The organism is Flexivirga alba (assembly GCF_042661025.1).
GTDB lineage: Bacteria > Actinomycetota > Actinomycetes > Actinomycetales > Dermatophilaceae > Flexivirga > Flexivirga alba.
Genome location: NZ_JBHSWH010000001.1, coordinates 1254697 through 1280151, shown reverse-complemented (window position 1 = coordinate 1280151; position 25455 = coordinate 1254697). Strand labels below are relative to the sequence as shown.

Here is a 25455-nt window from a genome sequence, read left to right as displayed (position 1 = left end):
CAATCACGGAGACTGCATGTACATCGACTGTCACGGTCACTTCACCACTGTGCCCGCTGCGATCAAGGACTGGCGCGATCGGCAGATAGCCGAAATCTCGGAGGGACGTCATCTGTCCGCCGCCGGCCTGACCGTCAGTGACGACGAACTACGCGAGGCGCTAGAGGGCAGCCAGCTCAAACTGCAGCGCGAACGCGACATCGACGTCACCCTCTTCTCGCCCATCGCCGGCAAGATGGCGCACCACTACGGCGATCAGGAGACCAGCCTGACCTGGAGCCAGCTGGCGAACGACACGATCAAACGCGTTTGCGACCTCTACCCCACCAACTTCATCGGTGTCTGCCAGCTGCCGCAGTCGCCGGGCGCGACGATCGATGCGAGCGTGGCCGAATTGGAGCGCTGCGTCGCCGAATTGGGCTTCGTGGGCTGCAACCTCAACCCCGACACGTCCGACGGCTACTGGCAGGCGCCGCCCATCACCGATCCGCTCTACTTCCCTTTGTACGAGAAGATGATCGAGCTCGGCGTGCCCGCCATGATCCACTCCTCGATGTCCTGCAACCCTGCCGTGCACGGCACCTGCGCGCACTACCTCAACGGCGATACCACGGCGTTCATGCAGCTGATCCAATCGGATCTGTTCGAGCGGTTCCCCGAATTGCGCGTCATCATCCCGCACGGCGGCGGCGCGGTGCCCTATCACTGGGGCCGGTATCGCGGCGCCATGCAGGACCAGGGTCGACGCCCCCTCGAGGAGATCGTCGGGAACAACATCTTCTTCGACACCTGCGTCTATTGGCAGCCGGGCATGGATCTGCTGACCCACACCGTGCCCACCTCCAACATCCTCTTCGCGTCGGAGATGGTGGGCGCCATACGCAGTCGAAACCCGGAGACCGGGCGGCACTACGACGACACCGGATTCCTGCTCGAAGCGACGAATCTGCCTGCGGTTGAACGAAACAAGATCACCCACGAAAACGCGCTGCGCGTCTTCAGCCGCCTCCCGGAGGCGCTGTCCCGAGCCGGACTCACGGCCGCATCAACCGAACGGAGCAACGCATGAAGGTCTACGAAGCGCTCGCCGACGCATTCATCGCCGAAGGCACCACCGATGTCTTCGGCATGATGGGCGACGCCAACATGCACTGGATGAACGCCATGGCGGAGCGCGGTGCCCGGTTGTACGAGGTGCGCCACGAAGGCTGCGGACTCGGTATGGCGGACGGTTGGTCCCGCGCGGCCGGCCGACCGGGAGTCGTGACTGCGACCAGCGGACCGGGCGTCTCCCAGCTCGCCACGTCCCTGCTTGCCGCGAGCCGGGCCGGCTCCTCGGTCGTCGCGTTCTGCGGAGAGGTCCCGCTCGGGGACGAGTCGGCCGTTCAATACTTGGATCAGCGTCGCTTCGCGCACGCCACGGAGAGCGAGTTCATCCGCGTCGCCAAGGGCGAGAGCGCCCAGTCCGCGGTCAGCCGCGCGTTCTACGTGGCACGCACCCGGCATACGCCGGTGCTCCTCAGCGCTCCGATGGACACCCAGAAGGAGGAGTTCACGGGCGGAGACGAATACGTCCCGTCCAGCGAATTGATAGACACCACAAGACTTTCCGCTCCTGCTGACCTCGTGACGAAGGCCGCGCGGATGATCGCCGGCAGCCGCAAGGTCGTCGTGATCGCCGGTCGCGGAGCGCGGGACGCCGATGCCGGTGAGGCCGTTCTCCAGCTTCTTGATCTCAGTGGCGGCATCCTCGCCACGACACTGCAGACGAAATTGTGGCTGCGCGGCGCGACGGATTTCCACGCCGGCATCTCCGGCCTCTACGGATCCAAGACCGCGCAGGAGCTGATGCAGGAAGCAGATTGTGTCATCGCTGTCGGCGCCAGCCTCAACCACTACACGACCGAATACGGCTACCTCTACCCGGAGGCGAAGTACATCCACCTCGACAATGCGCCGAGCGTCGTCATGGGTACCGGTCGGCTCGCCGACTGCTACCTGCAGGGTGATGCGCGCGTCACCCTGCAGGCACTGAACGAAGAACTGTCCGCGATCGGCCGACCCGACGAGGTCTTCCAGAGCGCCGAGGTCGCACGCACACTCGGTGCGGTCGGCACAGAACCGATCGACTACGTCCAGGAGCCCGGGCGTCTCGATCCCCGGCAGGCGATCCGCACGATCGATGCGGCACTGCCCACCGACATACCGATCGTGCTCGGCAGCGGACATCAGACCGACTTCGGCACGATGCTCTTCGACCGCCCGCGCCGAATCGTCAGCAACTACGGGATGTTCGGTGCGATCGGTCAGGCGCCGCTCATCACCATGGGCTGGGTGGTCGGCACCGGAAACCGCCCGACGGCGGTCGTCGAGGGCGACGCCAGCTTCATCATGCATCTGGCCGAGTTCGAGACCGCTTGTCGCTACGGCTGGCCGATGCTCGTGGTGGTGATGAATGACGAAGGCCTCGGCGCCGAGTTCCACAAGTCCAAGGTTTCGGGCCTGCGCGAGGACTTGTCCTTGATCCCCTCACGCGACCTCGGCAACGTCGCTCGAGCGCTCGGCGGCGAGGGTGCGCTGGCGACCACGACCGAGGAACTCTCGCAAGCGATCGCCGCGTATGCCGCACACCCGCGGCCAACCGTGATCGACGCGCGGATCACCCGCCAGGTGCTGAGCACGCCATACCGACGGCTCTGGTACGCCGAAGAGGTCTGAGTCAAACCTCTTCTGTCAGGGCTGGATGTTCTCCAGATCAGCGAGCAGGCTCGCGTGCGCCGGTTCCCAGCCGAGCTTCTCGCGGGTGAGCGCACTGGATGCCGGTTGGTCGGTTGCAAAGACCTGACCGAGCGGACCGTAGGTCGCTTCGGGCACGGTCTCGACCGGCAGGTTCAGCCGACGGCCGATGACGGCCGCGATGTCCCGCACAGCATCGCCTTCGTCGGCCACGGCGTGCCACGCGGCGCCCGCAGGTGCCTTCTCCAGCACGAGACGGAAGAGCACGGCTGCGTCGAGTGCATGGACGGCGGGCCAGCGCTGGGTGCCGTCGCCTGGGTAACCGGACACTCCGCTTTGCCGGGCGATGTTGGTCAACAGTCCGGCGAAACCACCGGTGCCGTTGTTGTGAACGGTCCGGGGTAGCCGGACACTTGCGGTACGAACGCCCTGTGCTGCGAGATCGAGAACCGCCGCGACAGAGCGGCTTCGGCCGGCCACCGGACCGTCCGTCGGGAGCGGGTCTGCCTCGGTCGAGGCGCGGCCGGGTGCGGCGGGAGTGCCGGACACGGTGACGAGCGGCCGATCGCTGCCGACGAGTGTCTCGCCGAGCGCGGCGAGCGCGGCGCCCTCTTCGGCGATGTTCGCCGCAAGTGCTTCTTGGCTGCTGAAGTCGTTGCCGAACGCGAGATGTATGACGCCATCCGTCGTGTCCGCGCCGGCGCGCAGCGTGTCCAGATCGGCGAGCCCGCCGCGCCGGACCTCGGCGCCGGCCCCTTCGAGGGCCGCCGCGGATGCGTCGGATCGGGCGAGCCCGAGGACGGTGTGGCCGCCCGCGAGCAGTTCGGCGACGACTGCGCTACCGATCAGGCCGGTGCCGCCGGTGATGAAAACGTGCATTGATGCTCCCTCGATGGTGATGAGACCTTTGTCCCATCGCCGTAGCAAAGTGATGAGACTCTTGTCCCATCACCTAGGATGGCGGGATGGCACGTTGGGAACCGGGAGCACGCGAGAGGCTCGTGCTGGCAGCCGTCGACCTCTTCACCGAGCAGGGGTATGACGCCACGACCGTCACACAGATCGCCGAGCGCGCCGGGGTCGCCAAGAGCACGTTCTTCCGCCACTTCCCCGACAAGCGCGAGCTGCTGGTCGCGGGTCAGGCAGCGCTCGGCGAACTCCTCACCGAGGGCATTGCCGACGCTCCCGCCACGGCGACACCACTCGAGGCGGTGGCTGCCGGACTGCAGCGTGCCGCCTCGATGATGGGGCCGATGAACCGCGAGATCGGTCCGCGCATCAAGGCAGCCGTTGCGGCCAATGCCGAGTTGCAGGAACGCGATTCGCTCAAAAGCGTCGGCCTGGCCGCGGCGATGACCGATGCCTTGGTCGTACGTGGTGCGCCGGACCTGCACGCCCAGCTCGCCGCCGAGCTCGGTGTCCTCGCCTTCAAGCGCGGGTTCGACGAGTGGCTGAACGCCGAGGGTGAGCCGGAGCTGACGCCATACATCTCGAGGGCTCTGGAGGCGTTGCGCGCGGCGAGCGCCGCACTCGGTTAGAAACCGCTACGCCCCAGCCGCTGCGCAATCCAGGCCAGCACGTCGGTGGTGACCTCGTCCCGATTGCTCTCGTTGAGCAACTCGTGCCTGGCTTCGGGGTAGAGCTTCACCGTCAGGTCGGCCACCCCGGACCACCGCAGCTGATCTGCGACCGCGTTCACGCCCGACGCCTGCTTGCCGGCCACCGGATCCTGCGTGCCCGAGATGACCAGCATCGGCAGCTCGGCTGGGAGTCCGGCCACCACGTCGTCACTGTTGACCATCGCCAGGCCGCCCAGCAGATCACCGTAAAACCCTGAGGTGCATACGAATCCGCACAGTGGATCGGCGATGTACTTGTCGACTTCGGCGTTATCGCGCGAGAGCCAGTCGAAGTCGGTGCGCGTCGGCTTGAAGGCGGCGTTGTAGGACCCGAAGGTGAGCTTGTTCATCAACGCGCTCGGATGGCGACGTCCACGCACGCGCGACTCGACGCCGGCAATCATCGCGCCGGCCTTCCCCAGCATGCCCGGATCACCTGCCGTGCCGCAGACGACGACCGCGCTCAGGTCGCCGCCGTGACGCACCGCGTAATCGCGCGTCAGGAACGAGCCCATGCTGTGGCCGAACAACACGACGGGCAGCCCCGGGTGTGCGGCGACGGCGTGCTGGGTCACCGCGTCCATGTCCTCGACGACCTTGCTCCAGCCATCGTCATCGGCGAAGTAGCCGAGCGTTGCCGCTTCGCCGGTGCGGCCATGACCCCGATGGTCCTCGGCATACACTGCGTACCCGGCGCCAGTCAGCGCTTGCGCGAATCGTTCGTATCGGCCGGCGTGTTCGGCCATGCCGTGCGCGATCTGCACGATCGCGGTCGGCTCACCGTCGGGCATCCAGCGGTAGGCGTGAATCGTCGCGCCGTCGGGGCGGCTCAGGGTGAAGGTGTCAGCGTTCATGATGCCGCTCATTGTGTATGACGGAACGGCGCTGCGAGCGCCGACTCTTCAGTTCTTTTCGGCCCGACGGCGCAGGATGGCCCGCTCGCTCTCGTTCTTGGTGAGCGCCGCCGCCTCGGTGAACGCAGCTCGCGCTTGGGTATGGCGCCCCGCCCGTTCGAGCAGATCGCCGCGAACGCTTGGTACGAGCGGTGATTCGCTCAGCGCGCCCGCTGGCAGCGCGTCCAGCACGGCCAGACCGGCGTCCGGTCCGAACGCACGCCCGTGCGCGACAGCACGATTCACCTCGACGACCGGGCCTGGCGCCACTTCGGCGAGGACGTCATACATCGCCGCGATCCGCTGCCAGTCCGTGTCCTCGGCGCGGGCAGCACGGGCGTGCTGCGCGGCGATCGACGCCTGCAGGAAGTACCGCCCCACCGGTTTTCCGCGCGCGGCGAGGCGCTCGGCCTGCTGCAGGGCCGCCGCGCCCCGCCGAATCAGCAACTGGTCCCAGCGCTTCCGGTCCTGGGCCTCCAACAGGACTGGTGTGCCGTCATTTTCGAGCCGGGCGGGCATCCGCGAACCCTGCAGCTCCAGCAGCGCCTGGAGGCCAAGGACCTCGGGCTCTTCGGGCGCAAGGTCGGCCAGCATGCGGGCGAGCCGCATCGCCTCGTTCGCCAGATCGGGCCGCATCCAGTCCTTGCCCGCCGTGGCGGCATACCCCTCGTTGAAGATCAGGTAGATCACGGCCATAACGTCGTCGAGGCGGTCGATCCGGTCCTGCCCGGTCGGCAGCTCGAACTCGGCGTGCGCCTGCGCCAACGTCTTCTTGGCTCGCGAAATACGTTGTCCCATAGTGGATTCGGTGGTCAGGAAGCCGCGGGCGATCTCGGCCGTGGTGAGCCCGCCGACCAGTCGGAGGGTGAGCGCCGCCCGCGATTCGGCAGTGAGGGACGGGTGGCAGGACAGGAAGATGAGGCGCAGGACGTCGTCCTCGATGTGATCGAGCTGAGCTTCGATGTCGGGCATCTGCGGCTCCTCTCTCCCACCGGCGTGCTCGAGCTCGGCGACCTTGCGACGCAGGACGTCGGCGCGCCGAAAATGATCGATGGCGCGCCGCTTCGCGGTCGTCATCAGCCAGGCACCCGGGTTGTCCGGTATGCCGGCAGTGGGCCACTGTTCGAGCGCGGCCACGAGCGCATCCTGCGCGAGGTCTTCGGCCAGCGCGACGTCTCGCGTCATACGGGTGAGGGCGCCGACGAGGCGGGCCGATTCGGCCCGCCACGCGGCGACGATTGCCTCGTTCGGATCTTTCGCCCTTGTCTGCGCCGGCACCAGAGCAGTGAATCAGAAATAGAACAGGTACGGATGTGAGCAAAGTTGCTGGTCAGGCGCCAAGCGCCTGCCCAGCAGCTTTGCTCACGCCGCAGCAGGCCAGCGTAATGACCGGGCTGCTCAGGCCTCCGGGACCTCCGGGCCGTCCGAGATCTGCCGCATGGTCGAGATCACGGTCACCTCGGGCCAGTACTTCGCGTGGAGCTCGGCGAACTCCTGCTGCTCGGCGATGGCCTCCTCCAGGCTGTCGTACTGCGTGATCGCCCACCCGCCGACGACCTCCTTGGCTTCGGCATACGGGCCGTCGACCCGGCTGACCTCACCCTTGCGGGAGATGAAGTTCACCGCGTCCTCGCTGCCGAAAAGGCCTCCGCCGTCAAGGAATGCGCCCTTGGCGGTCTGCTTACCGATGTATTCGTCCATCGCATCGAACAGTACCTTCGGCGGCATACCGACGTTCTCTTCCATCCGGACGAATCCCATGAAACGTGGCATCTCGATCTCTCCTACTGGTTGCTTCGGACTTGCTTGTCACACGTACGTCGAATGCATACCAGCGTCTTCGACATCGAGTTGGAGAATTTTTCCGAGCCGGCTGCTCAGCCCTCTCGAGGCGGGCCGTCGAGCAGTGCGTGCACGCCGGCGAGATACCTGCGCGGCGGCAGATCGCGCACGTTCAGCCGCATCAGCATGTAGCCCGGAACCATCGAATGCAGCACCCAGCCGACGTCCGCCGGGCGTGCCGCCGGGTCGATGAACCCGGCCGCCTGGCGACGGCGGACCACCTCGGTCCATCCATCGAGTAGTTTGCCGATCCGATCGGCCACCAGATCCCGCATCGGGCCTCCGAAGATCGCCTCACCCCACGCTTGGACGATGACGACCGTCAGATCGCCGTCCGGACCGGACGCCCGCTTGCGCACATGATCGGTGAGCCTGCCCAGGATGTCCGCAGGATCGGGCACCGCGCCGTCGGCGAGCGCCTCGGCCATCACTTCGTCGATGACGCCGAGTTGCGAATCGGCCACGGCGGCAAGGAGTTCCGCCTTGCTGGCGAAGTATCCGTAGACCGCGCCGGCGGACAACCCCGACTCCTCGATGATGTCCGCCATCGTCACGCCCTGATAGCCCGAGCGGACCACACAGCGCACAGCGGCTCGCAGGACCTCGTCACGGCGCGCCAGCCGTCTGGCTTCGGAAATTCGTGGCATGCCGCCAGCTTAGAAGAACGGATCTTCTGTTTGACAGACATCAACGAACCGGGCAGGCTCAGTTCTGCAAAAAGAACGAGTGTTCGTTTTAAGGAGATAGTCGATGTCGGGTCCCACCGCATACGTCACCCGCCCCGAGACCAAGCGAGTCCTCGGGCTCGTCGTGAGCCTGACCGCCTTGATCTGCGCGATGCTCGCTCTCTTCGCCTGGCCGGCCGCCAACAGCGCACCGCGCGACCTGCCGATCGTCATCGCCGGACCACCTGCGTCGACCGGTCCGCTGACCGAGCGGCTCGTCATACAGCAGCCCAGCGCGTACGCCATACAGCTGGCGCCGACGCGCGCCGATGCGGTGCGTTCCATCACCGAGCACAAGGCGTATGGCGCCCTGGTCGCCTCGTCGAACGGCGTCGAGGTGCTGACCGCAAGTGCCCGGTCCAGCAGCGTCGCGCAGTTGCTCGACCAGGTCGGCGCTCAGCTTGCGGGCGCGACACACAAGCAGCTGCACACGACGGACGTGGTGCCTGCGCCGGCCGACGACCCGCACGGGACCGGCATCACGTCGGCAGTGCTGCCGTCGGTCCTGGGCGGCCTGGCCTGCGCGTCGCTGAGCACGGTGCTGATCCGCCGCCGCGGTGACCGCACACTCGTCGCGGCCGGCTTCTCGATCGTCGGTGGTCTCGCGATGACGGCCGTCCTGCAGGGCTGGATCGGCTCTTTGGACGGCCCGTTCGTCGCCAACTCGGCGGTGCTGGCGCTGACCCTCGGAGCGATCTCGATGACCGTGCTCGGCATGGAAAGCCTTTTAGGGACAAGAGGATTGGCGCTCGGAGCCGTGCTGACGATGCTCGTGGGCAATGCACTCTCGGCCGCGTCGTCGGCACCCGAGATGCTTCCGATCGGCTGGGGCGCGCTGGGCCAGTTGCTGCCGGCGGGCGCAGCCAACACGGCGCTCCGGTCGGTCGCGTTCTTCGACGGCAACGGCTCCGCGCGGTCGCTCGTCGTGCTCGGGTGCTGGCTCTTCTTCGGACTCGCGCTGCAGGTCGGTGCCGCACAACGCCGACGCCGGCCGACCGAGAGCGCACCCTCCGCAAGCGACATCGAGGTGACCGAGTTGCACCCTGCGCATGCGGCGGGCTGAAGCGTAGGGTCGTGGCATGGCTGACAACGAGAAGTCGATCACCGTCACCCGCAGCATTCCGGCTCCTGCCAAGGCCGTCTTCGAGCAGTTGACGCTCCCGGCGAACCATGTCCAGCTCGACGGGTCCGGATTCGTCCGAAGTGACGAGCACGCGGACCGGATCACGGCAGTGGGGCAGACCTTCCGGATGAACATGTCCGGTCCCCACATGGGCGGCGACTACCAGACGGACAACCAAGTGACCGGATTCGTCCCGGACAAGCTGGTGTCCTGGAAGACCGCGCCTGCCGGCACCGAACCGCCGGGATGGGAGTGGGTGTGGGAGCTCCAGCAGCAGGGCGCGGATGCCACCGACGTGAGCCTGACCTATGACTGGTCGAAGGTCACCGACAAGGACATCCTGAGCAAGGTCACCTTCCCGTTGATCTCCCAGTCGCAGCTCGAGGACTCCTTGAGCAAGCTCGCCGAGTCCGTCGATTGACGTGGAGTGACGCGCTGTTCCGGGGAGTGGAGGTCCACTCCCCGGATCCGTCGTGATCGGGTGCAGCGGCTGGGGTGGGTTCAGGGCAGTCGGAGCTGGAAGATGGCATTCCCCCAGTTCGCGTTGCCGTCACCACTGTTCGGGATGTACTGGGTGGCCAGCCAGACCCGGTTGGTGCCGGGGATGATTTCACCGTTGGAATAGTCGCCCCAGCGTCCCGCACCGCCATACTGCGCAGTGCCGGTGAAGCCGTTGTCCGGACCGGTGCCCGCCGCCGCGAGCTGGATCGGGCCGAAGTCGCGACCCGGTCGGGCGGTCGCGTACCCGGCGGACAGATAGGTGCCGGAGCCCCCGACCCCGAACACCAAGGCCATCGAACCGCTCCCGATCATGTTGAGGTGCGGATAGAGCAGGTACTGGCCGCTGGTGGACAGGTAGCCCTGGCGGGCGACATGGGTCCGGGCGCCGACGGTGGCGCCGTTGACGGTCGGCTTCACCACGAACCACGCGACACCGGACCGGTCGGCGGTGTCGCCGGCCACGGTGAGCCGGGTGTTCAGCGCGCCGACCAGCTGCCCGTTGATGTACTGGGTCTCCTGCATCGCGTCGAAATCGGTCTGCACGACGCCGGTTGTGGAGTCACCGGCTCCGCCGAGGCACAGGCTGCCGCTGCAGAAGCCGGGAGGGGTCTGGGCGTTCGGCGGGAAGGCGTAGCCCTCCGAGCCGATGACCCGCACCGACAGCGACGGCATACCGCGCCCGGTGGTGACCGAGGCCTCGTTGGTGACGGCCCAGACCGCCAACCGGTTGTCGAAGGTGCCGTTGGGGTCCAGCGAGCTCATCAGGTACTCCGCCGGTGCCTTTTGAAAGGTGTTCGCGGGCTGGACGTGGTAACCCGGCGCCCCTCCGGCGGCAAGGTCCTCGAATGTCGCGACGTTGACCGAGGGCCGGCCGGCGACGAGCTGGGACTTTGACAGGGCATACAGCTGGGCACCGTTGAAACTCTGCTCGTCGGAGGTGAATTCGTTCGTCGACACATAGACGTTGGCGCGGCTGACCCCCAGGATCGGGTAGTCCGCCAGGCAGGGGCACCCGGCGTGGTTCAGATTGCTGGTGGGGATGCGGTAGACCCGCCAGGTACCCGCCGGGTTTGCGGTGGCGCTGACCGCGAGATCCACGTGGGACTCGGTGATGGTGATGCCGTCGCTGGCGATGACGTACTCGAGGACGGTGGCGAACCAGGTGTGGCTGGACGGGTCGTAGTAGACCCGCGGGTCCGACGTGTTCGCGTTGGCCGGTTCGGCGAAGAACGAGTTGAGGTAGAACGGGGCGGTGACCGCGCTGCCGTTGGTGCGGTAGATCGCGCCGGTCACATTGACAAAGTTGGCGACATACCCGTTGCCCGCCCCGAGTCCCTCGTCCGGCGGCTCGAGGTCGAACCCGGCAGCGGCCTTGTTCTGGATCGCGCTGACCCCGTCGAAAGTGGTCACCGGCGCTTGCGCGGCCCGGGTCGGCCGAGCGTGCCCGCTGACCCGCGGAGCCGCCGACACGGCCCGGGTAGCCGCACCCTTCGGACGCGGTGGGCGCAGCAGCGGCATGACGTGTGCGCGCTGGACGTTGCCTTTCGCTGCGGCGGCTGCGAGCCGGGTCGGGCTCGTCGTACCCACCATCCGCACCTGGCCACGGACGGCGACCTGGGTGGCGGACACCGCGGGAGTCGCCGACGACGGGGCGGCCGCGGACGACCCCCACACGCCGGTGGCGAGCACCATCGGTGCGCACGCGGCGAGGGCAGTCAGTCGCAGGGTGTGCCGGGGCGTCTTAGTACTGAGAGTTCTCATTGCTCTTCCTCTGACCAGAACGGCGTTCCAAGGAGTGAGCCCGGGTCAGCAACCCCGGGCCGCAGCGTCGGTCAGCGAAGGCGATTGCCTTGAGTTGTTGTCCGTCCGGGCCGGCACGAAACGTCTCAACCCAGTTGGTCTACTCCCCAGCTGATCGCCCGTCAAGAGCTGGTGGCAGAACGGCACATGTCAAGCCCCGACTCAGCGGCGGTAGAGCAGGTACTGCCTCCTGGTGCGGTCGAAAGCGTTCAGCTCCGGCTGCCAGGCGGCGACGATCTGCGCTGCGCTGTCGCCGGCCGTGAACATCTTCAGGAAGCGGTCCGACCCGGTCAGCAGGTTGATCCACCGGCCGGCATCGCCGCGCCAGTCGAACTCGTCATACAGGTCGCGCAGTGCGGTCATCATCGTGGTCGCTGTGCGGATCGCGTCGACCCGGCTCGCGTCGATGATGTGCACCTGGACGCCGCCGCAGACCTTCCCGGCGTTCTTGGAGAACGTCGGGTTGAAGTAGGCCTCGCGGAACTCCACGCCGGGCAGGTGCTCGCCCGCCAACCGACCGGCGCGGCGGGTGGGCCTTGCGAGGACAATTGTTTTCAGCGAAGTACGCGGTAGCGGTAATGAGCCACCGACGCGGCACGGCGATCCGAAGTGATGCGATCGACGGTGCTCAGGCGAGTGGGGTCAGCGGATGGATGGCCGGTGGGACGGCAAGGTGCTCGCCTGCCGTGTCGAGGGCGGTCTTGACGTGTTCGGTTTCCAGGTGGGCCTCCACATCGGACGACGTGCGCCATCTTTCGGTGGTGATGAAGACGGCGGGGTCGACGCTCGAGACCGCCAGCTGGTAGTCGACACATCCGGGCTCGGCGCGCGTCGGTTCGACGAGCGCAGTGAGCGCGGCCTGCACGGCTGACTCCGAACCGGGTTTGGCGGTGATGATCGCGGTGACGGCGATGTCTGTCATGGTGCCCCTTCAGCGGTCGGCGACCGACGTATCCGTTCGGTCATGTCCACCGTATGCGGGTGCGTCCGGCCGCACCCGCATAAACCTGAATGCGGCACCTCCGATCAGGATCTGAGCGGTCGCTCAGCGTCGCGGCAGCAGACCCAGCCGGACGGTGCGGTCGAGTATGCCGAGCGTCGCCCGCAGCCCGACCTCGGGGATCACTGGAAACACCGAAGATTCAATCCTCTCAGGATCGACCTGCGACCAGTCGTAATAGCTGGTCACGCGTGTGGCGTCTCCGTCAGGCTCGAGCGTGTAGCCGTAGATGTGCCGCAGCGGCGGTTGCACCGTCCCGTCTATGGTCCAGGCAATCTGCCGATCGCGTTCGTATTCGGTGATCACGACCGTCACGTCATACCGACCCATCTGGGGTATGTCGTTCAGCGGCTCGCGGTCCATGTGCACCAGGAACCGATCCCCCACTGCGCCAACGGGATCGCCCTCGACGTCCTGCAGCATGCCCGACGCGTCGATCGCCAGGTGCCCGCGCGGGTCGCGCAAGACGGCGAAGACTTCCTCCGGCGGGGCCGGGATCGTGCGGGTGACATTGAATCGCTTCGGCTCGCTCATGCGGGTCAGCCTTGCACGCGGGCGCACAGCGGCTCGGCTCAGCGGTTGTATGGCGCCTACTGTCGACGACATGGACGTTCCTCAGGTCACCCTCGGAGCCATCAACATCGAAGCTGCCGACCCGCACGCGTTGGGAGCGTTCTGGGCAGCGGTCACCGGCGGAACACCAGCACCTTCAGGCGATTTCGTTTATATCCCACCGGCGGCACCCGGCGGTTTCGCGATGTTCTTCCAGCCCTTGACCGGGCCGCGCCCGGACCGCCTGACGATCCACCTCGACCTGACGGTGCCGTGGGGAACACGCAGTGCAGAAGTCGACCGGTTGGTGTCGGCCGGTGCGACCTGGCGCTGGGACGTGTTGGACGAGCACCCGCACGTGCAATGGACGACGCTGGCTGACCCCGAGGGCAACCTTTTCTGCGTGGCCGAGCACCCGCCGCAGGCCTGACCGGCGGGTCTTCTCACCGGAGCGCTCCGGTCAGTCCGCGCTGCCACACCGGTGCCGCGCCGGGCTCGAGCACTCGGTAGTCCGGAGCGCCCTCCAACGCCGCCTCGTATAAAACACACGAAATTGCTTGATAACGCTCGTTGCTCAACCGAGTCGCGGGCATTGACCCGCCGCCCTAACGCGCCTTTGTTTCGTCAGTCCATCCCGATCCGTCCCAGCGCCTCCAGAGGGCCTGATCATCTGGCGATACGTACCATGCAGCCTTGGCCTCGGGGTCCCCGTCTGGTGACGGGCCAACAAACCGGCTGGCGACCGCCACCTTGTCCGGTTCGGCAGTAGGAGTCGCGATTGGTTCGCCTGTAGTGACGGGAACGGGCTGCTCGGACCTTGGTGGCGTTGTGCGCTGGACGCTGCCTGAGCCGTGCCATTCCAGTGCGTCCGGGGCCTCCTTGTATTCGAGCAAGAAGGAGCCGGCGTACTTCTCGAGCAAGGTGCGGACCTCACTCGGCTTGGCGTAGAAGAATTCGCGCCTCATGTTGATCTGGTTGACCTTGCGATGCTCGAGCGCCTGGTGCAAATGCGTTTCCAGCGCGACTGCGTCCTCGTGGAAGACCAGCGCGTGGACGTCGAATCGGAAGGGCACACTGGCATCACCGAGCTCGATCACTCTGTCCATGGGCTCAAGGCGTCTCGTCATACCGATCTTGACCATGTCTGGTCCGAACGCCCCGATGTTGGAGATCACGTACACATGGCCCGCACGTGTGTTGGCAGCACGAGCTTCCACGCCCTCGATCGACTGTCCGATCTCGGCGAGCTTCTCGCGGGCCACGGCAAGACCGCCTTCGTCGGAAGGGTCAAGACGCTGGATCAGCTGCTGGTAGTGCTGCTGTTCCTTCCGCAATTTCACGAGCGCAGCTTCCATCTCCGCGCGCGCCTTCGCTTCGTCGCGCAGCTGCGCCCGACGATCGCGTTCGGCTTCCTTTTCCTGCTGCTTCTTGACCAAATAGTCTGCGGTCAGCTCCAGCTCGCGGAACCTCAACCGGTGGTACGCGGGCGAGATCCGGATCCTCATCGTCTTGCCCAGCCGTTCGATCGCTGACGCAGCTTTGTCCAGGCGGCCCTTCGCGGACGTCAGGGTGTGAGGTCGCAACGCGCGCACCAAGGCATCGGCCTCGCTGTTATAAGCACGCAAGAGAAGTTTCGAGAAGTCGCGGACCATCGCGGCGCCCTTGGTCGTCGAGCCATCCACCGTCCAGTTGGTCGTTGCCTCGACCGCGTCCTTCGCCCGGATGAGTCGCTTCATCTGGGCCTGCGTCTGTGTGAGTGCATCTTTGTAGGCGACAGCGTCTTGCAGTGGATGGTTGAACGTGTAGAAGCCAGCCTCTTGTACCTCGGCGGCCCCGAGGTCTTCTACCAACTGTGCCCGAGCCGCACGATCCTCTGCCTGGGCAGCTACGACCGCTTGTTTCGTGGCGGCCGCCTGCGCCTGGAGTCCGGCGACCTCACTTCGCATCTGTTCGATCTGCGATGCCAACGTCATCGCATCCGTCCCCTGCAGATGCTCGACCCATTGCCGAAGCTTCGCCACCTCAGCTTCGAGTTCAGCAACACGCTTGCCGTCACCCCACGCCATTTCCAGCTCCTCCCCCGTCACACAGCCTTCAACGGAAGGTATAGCCGCGAAAGCCATTGACTGTCAGGCGCTTCACAGATTCATTGGAGCGGACGAATTGGCGACGGACCAAGTCAACGCACGCGTCGCGCTCTCTGGCGAGTCTGACGACTTGGTGCCTCGAGGGGGTGAACGGCCCAGGATCGCCGTGCGTCAAACCGCCCAAGAATGATGCAATGACTGATCCGAGCCGGCCGCCACCGGCGGAAGAGTTGCAGGCACGAACGGGACGTGGAGCGCCATCAGTGCGTCACTCGAGGTGGCGCCCGGGGGCATGAGCTACTACAAACGCTGGCCTTCACGTTTACGCACGCATCAGTCTGCGTGTGATTCTTGACCACACGCAGTGAGCAGCGTATGATCGAACTATGTACGAAGAACTGGGTAGGGCGATTCGCGCCGGACGTGAAGGCAACGGGCTTGAACAGGCTGAACTCGCAGGCAAGCTCGGTGTTGGACAGCAGGCAGTGAGCAGGTGGGAGCGTGGGGGCTCGCGACCTCGCCGCACCATGCTGCCCGCCCTCGCCGAAGCTCTCGGCGTTCAGGAGGGTGGACTCCTGAAGGCAGGTGGCTACCTGGCTAGCCGCAGCCCGGCCCCGCCACAGAGACCGCTCTCCCGTGTGCTGCCATTCGACGAACTGCCTCCGGAGCGGTTCGAAGATCTCGTTGCAGACTTGATGGCAGCGATGTATCCCGAAGGGCACGCGAGTCGGTACGGCGGGCCTGGGGAGAAGCAGTTCGGAATCGACGTCCTGGTGACCGGGAGCAAGAAGCGCCACCTCGCCACTGCACAATGCAAACGGCATCTCACCTTTGGTCCTGCAGCCGTGAAGGAGGCCGTTGCGGAAGTCACGATCGATGCGGACGCGCATCACCTGTTCTTGTCGCGGCAGGCAGCAACACCAGCTACCCGCAACGCCATGGCGTCGTTTTCAGGATGGACCTTGCACGACGGTGAAGACATCTCGCGTTACATCCGCAATTTGCAGCCGCTAGACCGAGCAGTGCGACTGGTCGATACCTACTTCCCGATGCATCGCGAGGCATTTCTGGGGGTGCCGCAGCCCGGCCCCTGGCTTCTCGCTGAAGAGGCGTTCGATCTGGGCTCGAGCCAGTTGTTTAATCACAACTGGAGGCTGGTCGGTCGCGATGACGAACTGCGTGCGCTCATCGGATTACTTCATGAGCAACAGTGCAGTCTCGCCGGTCTGGTCGGCCCCGGCGGTATCGGTAAGTCGAGGATGTTGCGTGCGATCGCCGAGGCGACGCCAGACGACGCTGAGGTGCGCGTGCTGTTACCTGGAACCGGCGTGACTGGTGCGGACTTGGAACTCTTACCAGCCGCTGGGCGGCTGGTCGTGCTGATAGAGGACGCTCACGATCGCGACGACATAGCGGAGATTGTTTCGGGGATTCAACGTCGCAACGGTGACGCCGGCATCTTGCTGGTCTCGCGACCGTACGGATGGGACCGGCTGAAGACCGACCTGACACGCTCTGCGCTGTGGCCGGACGATGTACGCATTGTGTCGCTGGCCGACCTGCCCGCGGAAGCCGCGGAAGCGTTGGCACTGGAGGCGCTCAGCGACGACTTCGGAGCGCTCAGTCGGCGTCTCGCCAGCGCGACACTCGACTGCCCCTTGGTGACAGTGCTTGGCGGCTCGCTCATCCAGCGTGGACAGCTCGATCCATCTCAACTTGAGCAGGCCGACTCGGTGCGTGACGCGATCCTCGGACGATTCAGCGAGGCTCTGGTGGCCGACCCTCTGGTCACCGATCCTGAGACGCGACAAGGCGTCCTCTACGCCATCGCTGCCTTCCAGCCGTTCCGGACCAACGAAGAAGCCTTCCGGAACGCGCTCAGCGCGGTGGTCGGCAAACCCTTCGACGTGCTGCAACCCCATCTGCGGAGCCTCGAAGACGCTGGTGTCCTGCGGCGACGGGGCGCAGCGCTAAGGATTGTGCCCGATCTCCTCGGAGACGTCCTGTTGGCAAGGGCCTCGTTCGACAAACGAAGCACCTCCGAGACCGGCTACTTGCGGCGCGTGCAAGATGCCGCAGATGGACAGGTGGCGCAGCACTTGTTCATCAACGCCAGCCGCGTCGACTGGCAGGTGCGACGCCAAGTTGAGGGCACTCTCTCACTCATCGATCAGCTGTGGTCCCAATTTGAAGCGGAGATGCGCGAAGGCGACATCGTTGACCGCGAGAACCTCTTGAAACTGCTGAAGAGAATCGCCTACTTCCAGGCGGACCGCGCCTTAGCGCTGTGTCGCTGGCTCATTGATAACCCGACGGACCGCCTAGAGGACGAGCACGCTGCCCGCTCCTTCTACAGGGCGCCGACGTATTTCGACGTCCTGCGAGAAATTCCGCCAGTTCTGAAGCTTGCAGCGTTCAACTTCGAAGCACTCGAAGGTGCGATCGATCAGCTGTGGGAACTCGCTCAGATCGATGACAGACCAGCCAAACAGTACCCGAACCACGCATTAAGAGTGCTACGCGATTTGGCCGAGTTCGGTGTCGGGAAGCCGCTGGCTTACCTCGATGCGGTCGTCGACATCATGCAGCGAAACTTCACAAACGACCAGCGGGTGTCGCCCTTCGAGGTGCTCGAACCCATGTTGGCTACCGAAGGTAGTGACTCCTCATACTCGAGGCACACCATCAGCTTCCGGCCCTTCCCATTGAATACTGCTGTGGTTGGGCCCCTGCGGGAGCGGCTTATCGACCTCGCGTTCACCGAAGCACGCTCCGACAATTTGGCCCGGGCCGTAGCGGCCGTGGACTTCCTCGAATCTGCTCTGCGCTACCCGCACGGTATGTACGGCCGGCCTGTCACGGATGAGGAAATCGCGCGCTGGACGCCAGAGTTTGTTCGGACGATAGAGCGCTTGAGCGAGTTAGCCGGCGACATCGCGCTAGACCCAGTCGTGGGCGTCTGGATCCGTGGCGCCCTTCACTGGCACGCAAGTTACTGCACGACCGCAACGAACGCACCAGCCAATGCGGCGATCGACGCGCTGCCCAACACAATCGAGCATCGCCTGGCGCTTGCGATGCATGACGGCTGGGGGCGCCTGGTCCGCGACCGGGGCGATGACTACGCGGCCATGGAGTCAAAGCGTGAGCGTGTGGTCAATGAGATTGTGACCGAGCTGAGCAGTCGATCTGACGAGGAGGTGCTGCGGCTGGTCCAGATTCGTCTTGCCGCAGAACGAGCCGGGTTCGGTGCGGAAAAGGGACACCCAGGCACGGTCGTCGCGGCCTTGGTGAATGCCCGCCCGACGCTGGCCAAAGGGCTTCTGGACCAGATCAGTTCGCACAAGGCTCCGTCTCTGGAACCACTGCTACCGGTCGTGCTTTCGGCATATGCGGAACACGATCCGTCGGCCGCTCTCGACGTGGCCCGCGTGCTACTCGCCAATGGGCCGTCCGACCTCGCGGCTGGAGTGACCCAGGCACTGAGTTGGAACCGCGGACGGCGATCGTTGGCGGAAGGCGAACTGGACCTCTTGATGCGGCTGGCTCAGAGCGCAGACGCTACTCAGCGCGATGCTGCCGTGAGGGCCGCGCAGATATTCGCTCGTGACAACACGGCAGCGGCCGTCCGGATATTGGCCGGGGTGCGGTTTGCCGACAACCCGCGCTTAGCCGACGACGTATTCATGTGTATCGGGCGAGATCAGTTCGATGTGTCGTGGGAACACTTCAGTACTGCAGAGCTAAAGAGGATCCGGGAGGACTTGGTTGCCCTCCCCGACCTGGGCGGGTACTCGGTTACCCATGCACTTGCCGAGCGCTCGCGAACGAATCCGGGCTGGGTGATCGAGCTCCTACAGGATCGAGTCACTTACGCCGAATCTGCCACGGAGATCGCCGACTACCGCGCCATGCCGTTCTCCTGGGACAACGCCTTACACATCCGCGAATCTGCAGAGTTCCAATCCCATCTCCGGAAGATCCTGGCCTGGATAGGTGATGGAGCCGATTCTTACGCCCGCAATGAAGGCGGAGGAGAGGTGTTCAAGGTCGTCGCAGGTACCTATGACGACACCGTTCTGGAGGTACTCGCGGAACCCTTCGGCTCCGGCACGCGGAGAGACCTGGAAGCGGTTGCTGCAGTCCTTCGCAAGGCGGAGTCCGACTTCATCTGGAAGCATTCTGATTTCGTGGTACAGGCATTGCACGCCGCCGAAGTACATGACGAGGAACTACTGCGAACGATGTCGAGCACTTTGTACGGCGCGACAATATCCGGCACACGCGTGGGCACCCCGGGCAAGCCGTATCAGGAAGATATTGACCAGCGCGACGAGTGCCTGGCGATAGCAAACCGGCTGCCCAGAAACTCGACTGCAGAGCGATTCTTCCGTGACATGGTCGCTTCAGCCGAAGCTGGCATAGCCCGTTCCTCGGAAAGGGACCTGGGCGGTGACAACCGCGAGTGGTGAGCGGCCCCTCACGCACATGCCACGAGCTACGACCGCTTATCGGCCAGATTCGCGCACGATGATAGATGCGACGTCGCGTCAAGGGGCCGGTCTGGTGATGGGGAGCTACTGAAATGCGCTCGATCCGGCCGCTGCGCAACGGCGCTTGAACGTGTCCATCCCCGCCGTCACGTCTGCTGTGGGTCCGGTCGGATAGTACCGATCGACGGCCGCAATCAAGTCCGATAGCGCGTTTCGGGTCTCCTGATCGCCCTGTCTGCTCAAGCGCCTCAGGATGTTCTCGAGAGCGGCGACGTTGGGGATACGCGATGGGTCGCGAAGGGAAGACTCCGCCTTGATGCACGTTTGACTCAACGTCCGCGTTTTCGGGTGCTGCGCAGCACCGCATGCATTGAGCAGGAGGACGAGCACCATGACCGAGACCATGGACGCACGGCAACACGCTAGGACTGACAAGGCTAGGTAGGCCTCAGAACCACCGAATCCACCGCGTCTTACCGCCGCGATCACTGCGACCCGCGCCATCACTCGCGGCGGTATCCCCCAACGCCGCGCCGCCTTCGGACCATACTCCGTGCACCATTGGCTCGTGGATGCGGCCAGCGCACACGCAAAGCTGCACAACGGCGGGCATCATCTCGCGCGAGTCGAGGACCTCATTGAGACAACGCTCGGCGCTCCGGACAACCAAGCGACTCTGGCTTCTCGTTTCGATGCGGCACGTGGGCGACATTCAGTCTTCGTCGCCGCTGCACCCGACCTTAGTGAGTTCTCACAAGCAGTCGAACTCGGCGTGGGTGACGTAGTGAACAACCTTCGCGGCGCCCTCGATCACGTGGCTCGGCAACTCGCGTTGCGCTATCGGAGGGCACCTCCAAGGCCAAGAGACGTTCAGTTCCCGATCTGCCGAAGAGGGGACACATGTCGTAGTCCTGCGTTTCTAGATCCTGCCGACTGGACCCTGCTCCATGAGTGGCAACCCTGTAAGGGAGCGAACGGTCGGCCCGACAACTTCAGCGGCAACTATGTTCATCAACGTGAGCTGCTCGCAGAGCTGAAGAATGCCGACAAACACCAAGACCTCACGGAGATCGTCCTCACTTCGCATCAGATGTCGATCACGCCCCCGATCTCGTTTGGATTTGGTGACCTTGAACGTCCTGACTTCATCGATCGGTGTGGCCTCGGCACTGAGGTCCTACGGGTCAGAGCTCCGACCTGGCCCCGCGAAGGCCAAGCAAGTGTGGGGTCGGCAAGGCCCACCGAATTGCTCGGCTCTCACCGGGCGGCGGTGCCGACGTTGCGCCGGCTTGAGCAGTACGTCGCCGATGTACTCGGCGTGATTGACACCCTTTGAGGGTTGGCCACAACCGATCCGATTGTGGTCCTCGATGTCCCGGTCGAGAACTCGGGATGTGCGTCATACCGCCGCATGCGCGGCGACGTTGCGCAGCCCGACTGTTGGCATAGTGATCCATGTGACCGACATTGACCTGCTTGAGACCGCGGTCAGTGACGACCTCGGGGACCACACCCGGTGGTTCGAACCCGGCGGGTACTCCAGCGTGGCGCTCTGCCTCATTGACTCGATCTACTCGACGGGAAACCACTACACCGGCGTGATCGACGCCGTGCGGAAGTATCGAGAGCGCCGCGGCATCAATGCCTCGGCGGACGACACCGCCTCCGACCTCGCGTCTGCGGTCAAGAACTGGGGCGGTGCCGATGCACTCGCGAACACCACAAAGCGTTGGCGCTGCTGGCCCAGCACGAAGGCACCGTACAAGGCGGACGCAGTCCTACGTGCAGCCGAGATTCTGGCGGCGCACCGCATCGAAACCATCGATGATGTCCGGGAACGGCTGGGCACCCCTGAGCAGCAAGACGAGTCCCCTGCCAAGAAGGAGTGGCTGAGACTCCCCGGTCAACGGAGCGGACTCACTTGGACGTACTTTCTCATGCTGGCGGGGGTTCCGGGCGTCAAAGCTGATCGCATGGTCGTGCGACACGTGTCTCGCGTCCTCAGACGCGACGTTGATCCGCGGGAGGCGGCTCGCATCGTCAGCGAGGTGGCGACTCGGCGCAACGTTTCCAGGACGAAACTCGACCACGCGATCTGGAGGTTCGAGTCGGGACGCGCGGTTTACATCGAGGCAGAGCGGCCCGATCACCTGCCCGGTCAGGCGCATACCCGATAGCCGCGCCCCTCACGTCTGATCTTCCGGGCTCCGTCTGATAGCTGACGGTATGAGCCGTAGGTCCATGTCAACGCGGACTGCGATGGTCCCCATGACCTCCAGCACCGCGCCCTCGCGCCAAACCTCTGAAGGGGTGGTGGCGAACGTCTCGCTGAACACTAAGCACGTGACCGCTGTGCCCGATTCCTCGATGACGGGCGAGGCCCAAAGGTCGCCGGCGATCGTTTGCTTGAGCTGCATGTGCCGCAAAGTCGCGCGCACCGACACTGGGCTGCGATCTGGAAGATCGGCCAACTCGGCCAGCGGCGTGAAATCGATCATGCAGCGCACGCTATCCGCAGGTGCCGAACACATGCCCCGCTCGTTGCGCTCATAGGACCAAGTGTGCGTCATGCCGCCACAATGACACCCAACCCGCGTCGAGCATGGAAACGTTCTTCGGGCGTGCCGAAGATGCACGTCAGCTCCAGCCGCCGTCGGCTCCGATGGTCGCGCCGGTGATGAACGACGAATCCGGTGAGACGAGAAACGTTACGACAGAAGCGATTTCGTCTGGTTGGCCCAGCCGACCAAGGGCGCTCATGGAACGCATCAGCGACTCGAACGGGACGTCGACCAATGCCGGGTGGATGTAGTTCGGGGCGTATGCCGCCATCCGTGTCTGAGTGGCGCCGGGTGCGATGGCGTTGATGGTGATGTTTCGCTCGGCGAGCTCGGGCGCCAGGTTGCGAACCATGGCCGGGATCGCGGCCTTGCTTGCGGCATACAGGGCGTGGTGATGGACAGCCAGCCGCGCGCTGACCGACGAGCTGAGCACGATCCGGCCGCCGTCGGTCATGGCGGCCGCCGCGGCCTGGGTGACGAAGAGTTGTCCGGCGACGTTGGTCTGGAAGAGCAGATCGAAGTCGGCCTGGGTGATGGTCTCCAGCGCTCCAAAGTGCTCGACGCCGGCGTTGCTGACCAAGATGTCCAGCCCGCCGAACTCGGCGACCACCGCGTCCACCAGCTCGTGGGCCGGCGCCGCGCCACTGACGTCGCCGCGGAACACCGACGCGGTGAATCCCGCTCCGGTCAGTTCGCCGACCAGTGCTTCAGCCGTCTCCTGATCGGATCGATAGTTCACCGCAACGGCGGCTCCTTGGGAGGCGAGGCGTCGCGCAATCGCGGCTCCGATGCCGCGGCTGCCGCCGGTGATCAGCGCCCGCTTGCCCGCCAGGATTTGTGTTGTTGTCGTGGGTTCCATAAGTTCCTCTGTTCGTTTCGTTGAGTCGATTGGCGGGACCTCGAGACGCTCGCCCCTCGCTCCCCTTCGTGACGCCGGCTCGTACCTCACCGGCTCCTCAGGGCGACGCTCGGCCACCTTTTGGTTTTGGGTGCTCGTTCCTCGCTCCTCGGCCACCTTTGTTGGCGGGACCTCGAGACGCTCGTTCCTCGCTCCTCCGCCACCTTTTGGAGGTGCTCGTTCCTCGCTCCCCTTCGTGACGCCGGCTCGTACCTCACCGGCTCCTCAGGGCGACGCTCGGCCACCTTTTGTCGCTCGGTCACTGCCAAACGTGATCTCTTTTAGTCAGTTACATTGACCATGTTGTCATCGAAAGGCGAGGATGACAACAGGCCGATCCGTCACCGACGGGCGCGGTAGTGCCGTAGGGTGCGGGCCATGAGTGGAGTGACCGGTGGACCCGATGACGTCGTCGACGACGCACAGCAAGTAGATCTGGGGTTGTCGATGTTCATCTCGTACCGATACATGGAGGACCGGATCTTCCGCACTATCCAGGAGGCCGGGTTCGCCGACTGGACACTGGCTCAGCTTCGGGTTTTCCAGCGCGTCGCACCGGACGGCTCCCGCCTCACCGACCTCGCCGCACAGGCGCAGATGAGTAAGCAGAGCGCCAGCGTATTCGTTGACCAGTTGGTCAATTTGGGCTATGTCAAGCGCATCCCGGACCCCAGCGACGGCCGCGCCAGGTTGATCGTGATCGAAAAGCGCGGGCGCCGCGCCGCCGAGTTGGCCCGCGCCACCTCGGCCGAGATCCTCGCCGAGTGGTCGGCATACCTGGGCACGCGCAACTTCGACCTCCTGAAGCAGATCCTCGACCAGCTCCGCGAGATCACCGACCCCTACGCGAAGTAGAGCCGCCGCAGCGGCGGCCTCCCGATCACCACCTCCTTCACCCCGAGACGCCAGCACCGGCAGCGCCGCCTCACGTTTTGACATTGGTCAATATCGTTGACTATCTTGGTCAAGAGCGTTGACGAGATCGCCACGCCCTACCTCTCCTGAAGGAAGTCACCATGTCCATCGTCATCACCGGCGCATCCGGTCATCTGGGTCGCCTCGTCGTCGATCAACTCCTCGCCGCCGGAACCCCGCCGGCGCAGATCGTGGCGACCGGCCGCGACCTCGACAAGCTCGCCGACCTCGCTGGGAAGGGCGTCACGGTCCGCCGCGCGGACTTCGCCGACCCGGCAACGCTCGACGACGCATTCGCCGGCGCCGACGCCCTGCTGCTGGTGTCCACCACGACCGTCGGCGACAGATTCGACAACGCCCGCACCGCGATCGATGCGGCCGTGCGCGTCGGCGTCTCCCGCATCGTCTACACCAGCATGGTCAACGCCTCGACCGCGAAAATGACTCTCGCTGAAGCACATAACCGCACCGAGGACCACCTGAAGCAGAGCGGCGCGGCATACACGATCCTGCGCAACGGCTGGTACCTCGAGAACTACACCGACCAGCTCCCGATCATCCGTCAGTACCACGCGCTGATGGGTAGCGCGGGAGACGGACGCGTCAGCGCGGCCAGCCGAGAAGATCTGGCCGCAGCGGCCGTCGTGGTGCTGACTCAGGACGGACACGTCGGTGCGACATACGAACTCGGCGGCACGCCGTTCACCATGACCGAGTTGGCCGCGACGGTCAGCGACGTCCTCGGCACCCCGATCGCCTACCGGGATCTGCCGATCCCTGACTACACCGGCGCTCTCGCTGGCGCGGGGCTGCCGTCGGAGATGGCTGCGGCCGTCGCGGACGCCGATGCCGGCCTGGCGCGCGGGGAGTTGTTCACCGACAGCGAGGACCTCGCGAAGCTCATCGGTCGGCCGGCGATCACGCCGCGCGCGGCCTTCGAGAACGCAGCTGCGGCCGTCGAGGAGTCACGATGACCAACGTCGACACCCACGAGATGGTGCTGATCCACCGCGTCATACGACGTGAGATCGGCCAGCTGCCAACGCTTTTCCGCTCTGCGGCGAATGACCGGGCACGGTCCAAGGTGGTCGGCGCGCACGCGCACGAGATGCTGGACTTCTTGCACACGCATCACTCCGGCGAGGACGAGCTGCTCTTCCCAAAGCTGCGCGAGCGAGCGACGCTCGACCCGGAGCTGATGGACCGGATGGACGCCCAGCACGCACTGGTCGACCACGCGGTCACGGCCGTCAGTGCCGAGCTGCCCGCGTGGACCGCGAGCGCGGACCCCGCGGCCGGCGAGCGTATGGCGACCCTCGTCGAGGACGCGATGCCGTCACTGATCGAGCACCTGGCGGAGGAAGAGGAGAAGATCCTGCCCATCGTGTCGGTGACGATCACCCAGAAGGAATGGAACGCACTCGGCAAGCACGGCATGACCGCGATCCCGATCCCGCGGCGACTGGTCATGCTCGGCCACATCACCGAGGAGACCGACGCTGCTGAACGAAGGACGTTCATGCAGGTCATTCCGGCCCCAGTTCGGTTGGTATACAAGCTGATCGGCCAGCGTCAGTTCCGTCGGGACACCGCTGCGATCCGGGGCTGAACCGGGAGGGCTGTCCGCCATACGAGGCACACAGACGGCTCACAAGGTGACCAGGGGCGTGCGAGAGGAAGAGGGGTCAACCTGTTCTGCAACCAAGAGAG

At 65.2% G+C, this 25455-nt stretch carries 24 protein-coding genes; 12 read left to right on the top strand and 12 right to left on the bottom strand.

The window, feature by feature from the left end; translation table 11 throughout:
- Nucleotides 1–16: 16 nt before the first annotated feature.
- Both ACFQDH_RS06260 and ACFQDH_RS06255 read left to right on the top strand, forming a co-directional pair.
- Nucleotides 17–1069, top strand: a complete 1053-nt coding sequence (locus ACFQDH_RS06260; RefSeq protein ID WP_382399511.1) for an amidohydrolase family protein — start codon at nt 17–19, stop codon at nt 1067–1069.
- Nucleotides 1066–2718, top strand: coding sequence for a thiamine pyrophosphate-binding protein (locus ACFQDH_RS06255; RefSeq protein WP_382399509.1), 1653 nt, complete (start codon nt 1066–1068; stop codon nt 2716–2718). The genes ACFQDH_RS06260 and ACFQDH_RS06255 overlap by 4 nt, the downstream gene beginning before the upstream one ends.
- A 15-nt stretch (nt 2719–2733) precedes the next feature.
- On the opposite strand, the gene ACFQDH_RS06250 is transcribed toward ACFQDH_RS06255, so the two are convergent.
- Complete coding sequence (locus tag ACFQDH_RS06250; RefSeq protein WP_382399507.1) at nt 2734–3615, bottom strand: SDR family oxidoreductase; 882 nt, start codon at nt 3613–3615, stop codon at nt 2734–2736.
- Nucleotides 3616–3701: 86 nt separating this feature from the next.
- On the opposite strand from ACFQDH_RS06250, the gene ACFQDH_RS06245 reads away from it, so the two are divergent.
- Complete coding sequence (locus tag ACFQDH_RS06245; RefSeq protein ID WP_382399505.1) at nt 3702–4274, top strand: TetR/AcrR family transcriptional regulator; 573 nt, start codon at nt 3702–3704, stop codon at nt 4272–4274.
- Here ACFQDH_RS06245 and ACFQDH_RS06240 read toward each other — a convergent pair.
- The 4 genes from ACFQDH_RS06240 to ACFQDH_RS06225 all read right to left on the bottom strand — a co-directional run bounded on the left by ACFQDH_RS06240 (nt 4271) and on the right by ACFQDH_RS06225 (nt 7737).
- Nucleotides 4271–5209, bottom strand: coding sequence for an alpha/beta hydrolase (locus ACFQDH_RS06240; RefSeq protein WP_382399503.1), 939 nt, complete (start codon nt 5207–5209; stop codon nt 4271–4273). The genes ACFQDH_RS06245 and ACFQDH_RS06240 overlap by 4 nt on opposite strands.
- Nucleotides 5210–5257: 48 nt before the next feature.
- Nucleotides 5258–6526: an RNA polymerase sigma factor gene (locus ACFQDH_RS06235; protein WP_382399501.1), complete on the bottom strand. Its 1269-nt coding sequence runs from the start codon at nt 6524–6526 to the stop codon at nt 5258–5260.
- A 120-nt stretch (nt 6527–6646) separates the two neighbouring features.
- On the bottom strand, nt 6647–7021 hold the full coding sequence (locus ACFQDH_RS06230) for a YciI family protein (RefSeq protein ID WP_382399499.1): 375 nt from the start codon (nt 7019–7021) through the stop codon (nt 6647–6649).
- A 104-nt stretch (nt 7022–7125) separates the two neighbouring features.
- Nucleotides 7126–7737, bottom strand: a complete 612-nt coding sequence (locus ACFQDH_RS06225; protein ID WP_382399497.1) for a TetR/AcrR family transcriptional regulator — start codon at nt 7735–7737, stop codon at nt 7126–7128.
- A gap of 103 nt (nt 7738–7840) precedes the next feature.
- Between ACFQDH_RS06225 and ACFQDH_RS06220 the strand changes: the two genes are divergently transcribed.
- On the top strand, nt 7841–8878 hold the full coding sequence (locus ACFQDH_RS06220) for a hypothetical protein (RefSeq protein WP_382399495.1): 1038 nt from the start codon (nt 7841–7843) through the stop codon (nt 8876–8878).
- Between the two features lie 16 nt (nt 8879–8894).
- Nucleotides 8895–9359, top strand: a complete 465-nt coding sequence (locus ACFQDH_RS06215; RefSeq protein ID WP_382399493.1) for an SRPBCC family protein — start codon at nt 8895–8897, stop codon at nt 9357–9359.
- Nucleotides 9360–9439: 80 nt separating this feature from the next.
- On the opposite strand, the gene ACFQDH_RS06210 is transcribed toward ACFQDH_RS06215, so the two are convergent.
- From ACFQDH_RS06210 to ACFQDH_RS06195, 4 genes are all read right to left on the bottom strand, one after another.
- A complete protein-coding gene (locus ACFQDH_RS06210) occupies nt 9440–11200 on the bottom strand; it encodes a hypothetical protein (protein ID WP_382399491.1) in 1761 nt (586 codons plus the stop codon).
- A 201-nt stretch (nt 11201–11401) separates the two neighbouring features.
- On the bottom strand, nt 11402–11788 hold the full coding sequence (locus tag ACFQDH_RS06205; RefSeq protein ID WP_382404819.1) for a DUF1343 domain-containing protein: 387 nt from the start codon (nt 11786–11788) through the stop codon (nt 11402–11404).
- Between the two features lie 79 nt (nt 11789–11867).
- Nucleotides 11868–12161, bottom strand: a complete 294-nt coding sequence (locus tag ACFQDH_RS06200) for a putative quinol monooxygenase (RefSeq protein WP_382399489.1) — start codon at nt 12159–12161, stop codon at nt 11868–11870.
- Nucleotides 12162–12284: 123 nt separating this feature from the next.
- Nucleotides 12285–12773 carry an SRPBCC family protein gene (locus ACFQDH_RS06195; protein WP_382399487.1) on the bottom strand — a complete coding sequence of 163 codons (489 nt, stop codon included), beginning with the start codon at nt 12771–12773 and terminating at the stop codon, nt 12285–12287.
- Between the two features lie 70 nt (nt 12774–12843).
- Here ACFQDH_RS06195 and ACFQDH_RS06190 point away from each other — a divergent pair, with 70 nt between their 5' ends.
- Nucleotides 12844–13221 carry a VOC family protein gene (locus ACFQDH_RS06190; protein ID WP_382399485.1) on the top strand — a complete coding sequence of 126 codons (378 nt, stop codon included), beginning with the start codon at nt 12844–12846 and terminating at the stop codon, nt 13219–13221.
- A gap of 175 nt (nt 13222–13396) precedes the next feature.
- Here ACFQDH_RS06190 and ACFQDH_RS06185 read toward each other — a convergent pair whose 3' ends face one another.
- Complete coding sequence (locus ACFQDH_RS06185; protein ID WP_382399483.1) at nt 13397–14857, bottom strand: SNIPE associated domain-containing protein; 1461 nt, start codon at nt 14855–14857, stop codon at nt 13397–13399.
- Between the two features lie 407 nt (nt 14858–15264).
- Here ACFQDH_RS06185 and ACFQDH_RS06180 point away from each other — a divergent pair, with 407 nt between their 5' ends.
- The 3 genes from ACFQDH_RS06180 to ACFQDH_RS06170 all read left to right on the top strand — a co-directional run bounded on the left by ACFQDH_RS06180 (nt 15265) and on the right by ACFQDH_RS06170 (nt 21548).
- Entirely contained in the window at nt 15265–19350 is a 4086-nt protein-coding gene (locus ACFQDH_RS06180; RefSeq protein ID WP_382399481.1) for a helix-turn-helix domain-containing protein, read from the top strand.
- A gap of 589 nt (nt 19351–19939) precedes the next feature.
- Complete coding sequence (locus ACFQDH_RS06175) at nt 19940–20707, top strand: hypothetical protein (protein WP_382399479.1); 768 nt, start codon at nt 19940–19942, stop codon at nt 20705–20707.
- A 121-nt stretch (nt 20708–20828) separates the two neighbouring features.
- The gene (locus tag ACFQDH_RS06170; protein ID WP_382399477.1) at nt 20829–21548 is read left to right on the top strand and encodes a hypothetical protein; all 720 of its coding nucleotides are present in this window, start codon (nt 20829–20831) and stop codon (nt 21546–21548) included.
- Between the two features lie 9 nt (nt 21549–21557).
- Here the strand turns inward: ACFQDH_RS06170 and ACFQDH_RS06165 are convergent, their stop codons facing one another.
- Nucleotides 21558–21869 (bottom strand): hypothetical protein, encoded by a 312-nt coding sequence (locus tag ACFQDH_RS06165; RefSeq protein WP_382399475.1) that lies wholly within the window; start codon nt 21867–21869, stop codon nt 21558–21560.
- A gap of 139 nt (nt 21870–22008) precedes the next feature.
- The gene (locus tag ACFQDH_RS06160) at nt 22009–22791 is read right to left on the bottom strand and encodes an SDR family NAD(P)-dependent oxidoreductase (protein ID WP_382399473.1); all 783 of its coding nucleotides are present in this window, start codon (nt 22789–22791) and stop codon (nt 22009–22011) included.
- 417 nt (nt 22792–23208) lie between these two features.
- Between ACFQDH_RS06160 and ACFQDH_RS06155 the strand changes: the two genes are divergently transcribed.
- The 3 genes from ACFQDH_RS06155 to ACFQDH_RS06145 all read left to right on the top strand — a co-directional run bounded on the left by ACFQDH_RS06155 (nt 23209) and on the right by ACFQDH_RS06145 (nt 25354).
- Entirely contained in the window at nt 23209–23685 is a 477-nt protein-coding gene (locus ACFQDH_RS06155; protein WP_382399471.1) for a MarR family winged helix-turn-helix transcriptional regulator, read from the top strand.
- 161 nt (nt 23686–23846) lie between these two features.
- Complete coding sequence (locus tag ACFQDH_RS06150; protein WP_382399469.1) at nt 23847–24719, top strand: SDR family oxidoreductase; 873 nt, start codon at nt 23847–23849, stop codon at nt 24717–24719.
- Nucleotides 24716–25354, top strand: coding sequence for a hemerythrin domain-containing protein (locus tag ACFQDH_RS06145; protein ID WP_382399467.1), 639 nt, complete (start codon nt 24716–24718; stop codon nt 25352–25354). Before ACFQDH_RS06150 ends, ACFQDH_RS06145 begins: the two co-directional genes overlap by 4 nt.
- The last annotated feature ends 101 nt before the right edge of the window (nt 25355–25455 follow it).

Coding starts and splice junctions, on each gene's coding strand:
- ACFQDH_RS06260 (WP_382399511.1), top strand. CDS start 17: ATGTACATCGACTGTCACGGTCACTTCACCACTGTGCCCGCTGCGATC.
- ACFQDH_RS06255 (WP_382399509.1), top strand. CDS start 1,066: ATGAAGGTCTACGAAGCGCTCGCCGACGCATTCATCGCCGAAGGCACC.
- ACFQDH_RS06250 (WP_382399507.1), bottom strand. CDS start 3,615: ATGCACGTTTTCATCACCGGCGGCACCGGCCTGATCGGTAGCGCAGTC.
- ACFQDH_RS06245 (WP_382399505.1), top strand. CDS start 3,702: ATGGCACGTTGGGAACCGGGAGCACGCGAGAGGCTCGTGCTGGCAGCC.
- ACFQDH_RS06240 (WP_382399503.1), bottom strand. CDS start 5,209: ATGAACGCTGACACCTTCACCCTGAGCCGCCCCGACGGCGCGACGATT.
- ACFQDH_RS06230 (WP_382399499.1), bottom strand. CDS start 7,021: ATGCCACGTTTCATGGGATTCGTCCGGATGGAAGAGAACGTCGGTATG.
- ACFQDH_RS06225 (WP_382399497.1), bottom strand. CDS start 7,737: ATGCCACGAATTTCCGAAGCCAGACGGCTGGCGCGCCGTGACGAGGTC.
- ACFQDH_RS06220 (WP_382399495.1), top strand. CDS start 7,841: ATGTCGGGTCCCACCGCATACGTCACCCGCCCCGAGACCAAGCGAGTC.
- ACFQDH_RS06215 (WP_382399493.1), top strand. CDS start 8,895: ATGGCTGACAACGAGAAGTCGATCACCGTCACCCGCAGCATTCCGGCT.
- ACFQDH_RS06210 (WP_382399491.1), bottom strand. CDS start 11,200: ATGAGAACTCTCAGTACTAAGACGCCCCGGCACACCCTGCGACTGACT.
- ACFQDH_RS06200 (WP_382399489.1), bottom strand. CDS start 12,161: ATGACAGACATCGCCGTCACCGCGATCATCACCGCCAAACCCGGTTCG.
- ACFQDH_RS06195 (WP_382399487.1), bottom strand. CDS start 12,773: ATGAGCGAGCCGAAGCGATTCAATGTCACCCGCACGATCCCGGCCCCG.
- ACFQDH_RS06190 (WP_382399485.1), top strand. CDS start 12,844: ATGGACGTTCCTCAGGTCACCCTCGGAGCCATCAACATCGAAGCTGCC.
- ACFQDH_RS06185 (WP_382399483.1), bottom strand. CDS start 14,857: ATGGCGTGGGGTGACGGCAAGCGTGTTGCTGAACTCGAAGCTGAGGTG.
- ACFQDH_RS06180 (WP_382399481.1), top strand. CDS start 15,265: ATGTACGAAGAACTGGGTAGGGCGATTCGCGCCGGACGTGAAGGCAAC.
- ACFQDH_RS06165 (WP_382399475.1), bottom strand. CDS start 21,869: ATGATCGATTTCACGCCGCTGGCCGAGTTGGCCGATCTTCCAGATCGC.
- ACFQDH_RS06160 (WP_382399473.1), bottom strand. CDS start 22,791: ATGGAACCCACGACAACAACACAAATCCTGGCGGGCAAGCGGGCGCTG.
- ACFQDH_RS06155 (WP_382399471.1), top strand. CDS start 23,209: ATGAGTGGAGTGACCGGTGGACCCGATGACGTCGTCGACGACGCACAG.
- ACFQDH_RS06150 (WP_382399469.1), top strand. CDS start 23,847: ATGTCCATCGTCATCACCGGCGCATCCGGTCATCTGGGTCGCCTCGTC.
- ACFQDH_RS06145 (WP_382399467.1), top strand. CDS start 24,716: ATGACCAACGTCGACACCCACGAGATGGTGCTGATCCACCGCGTCATA.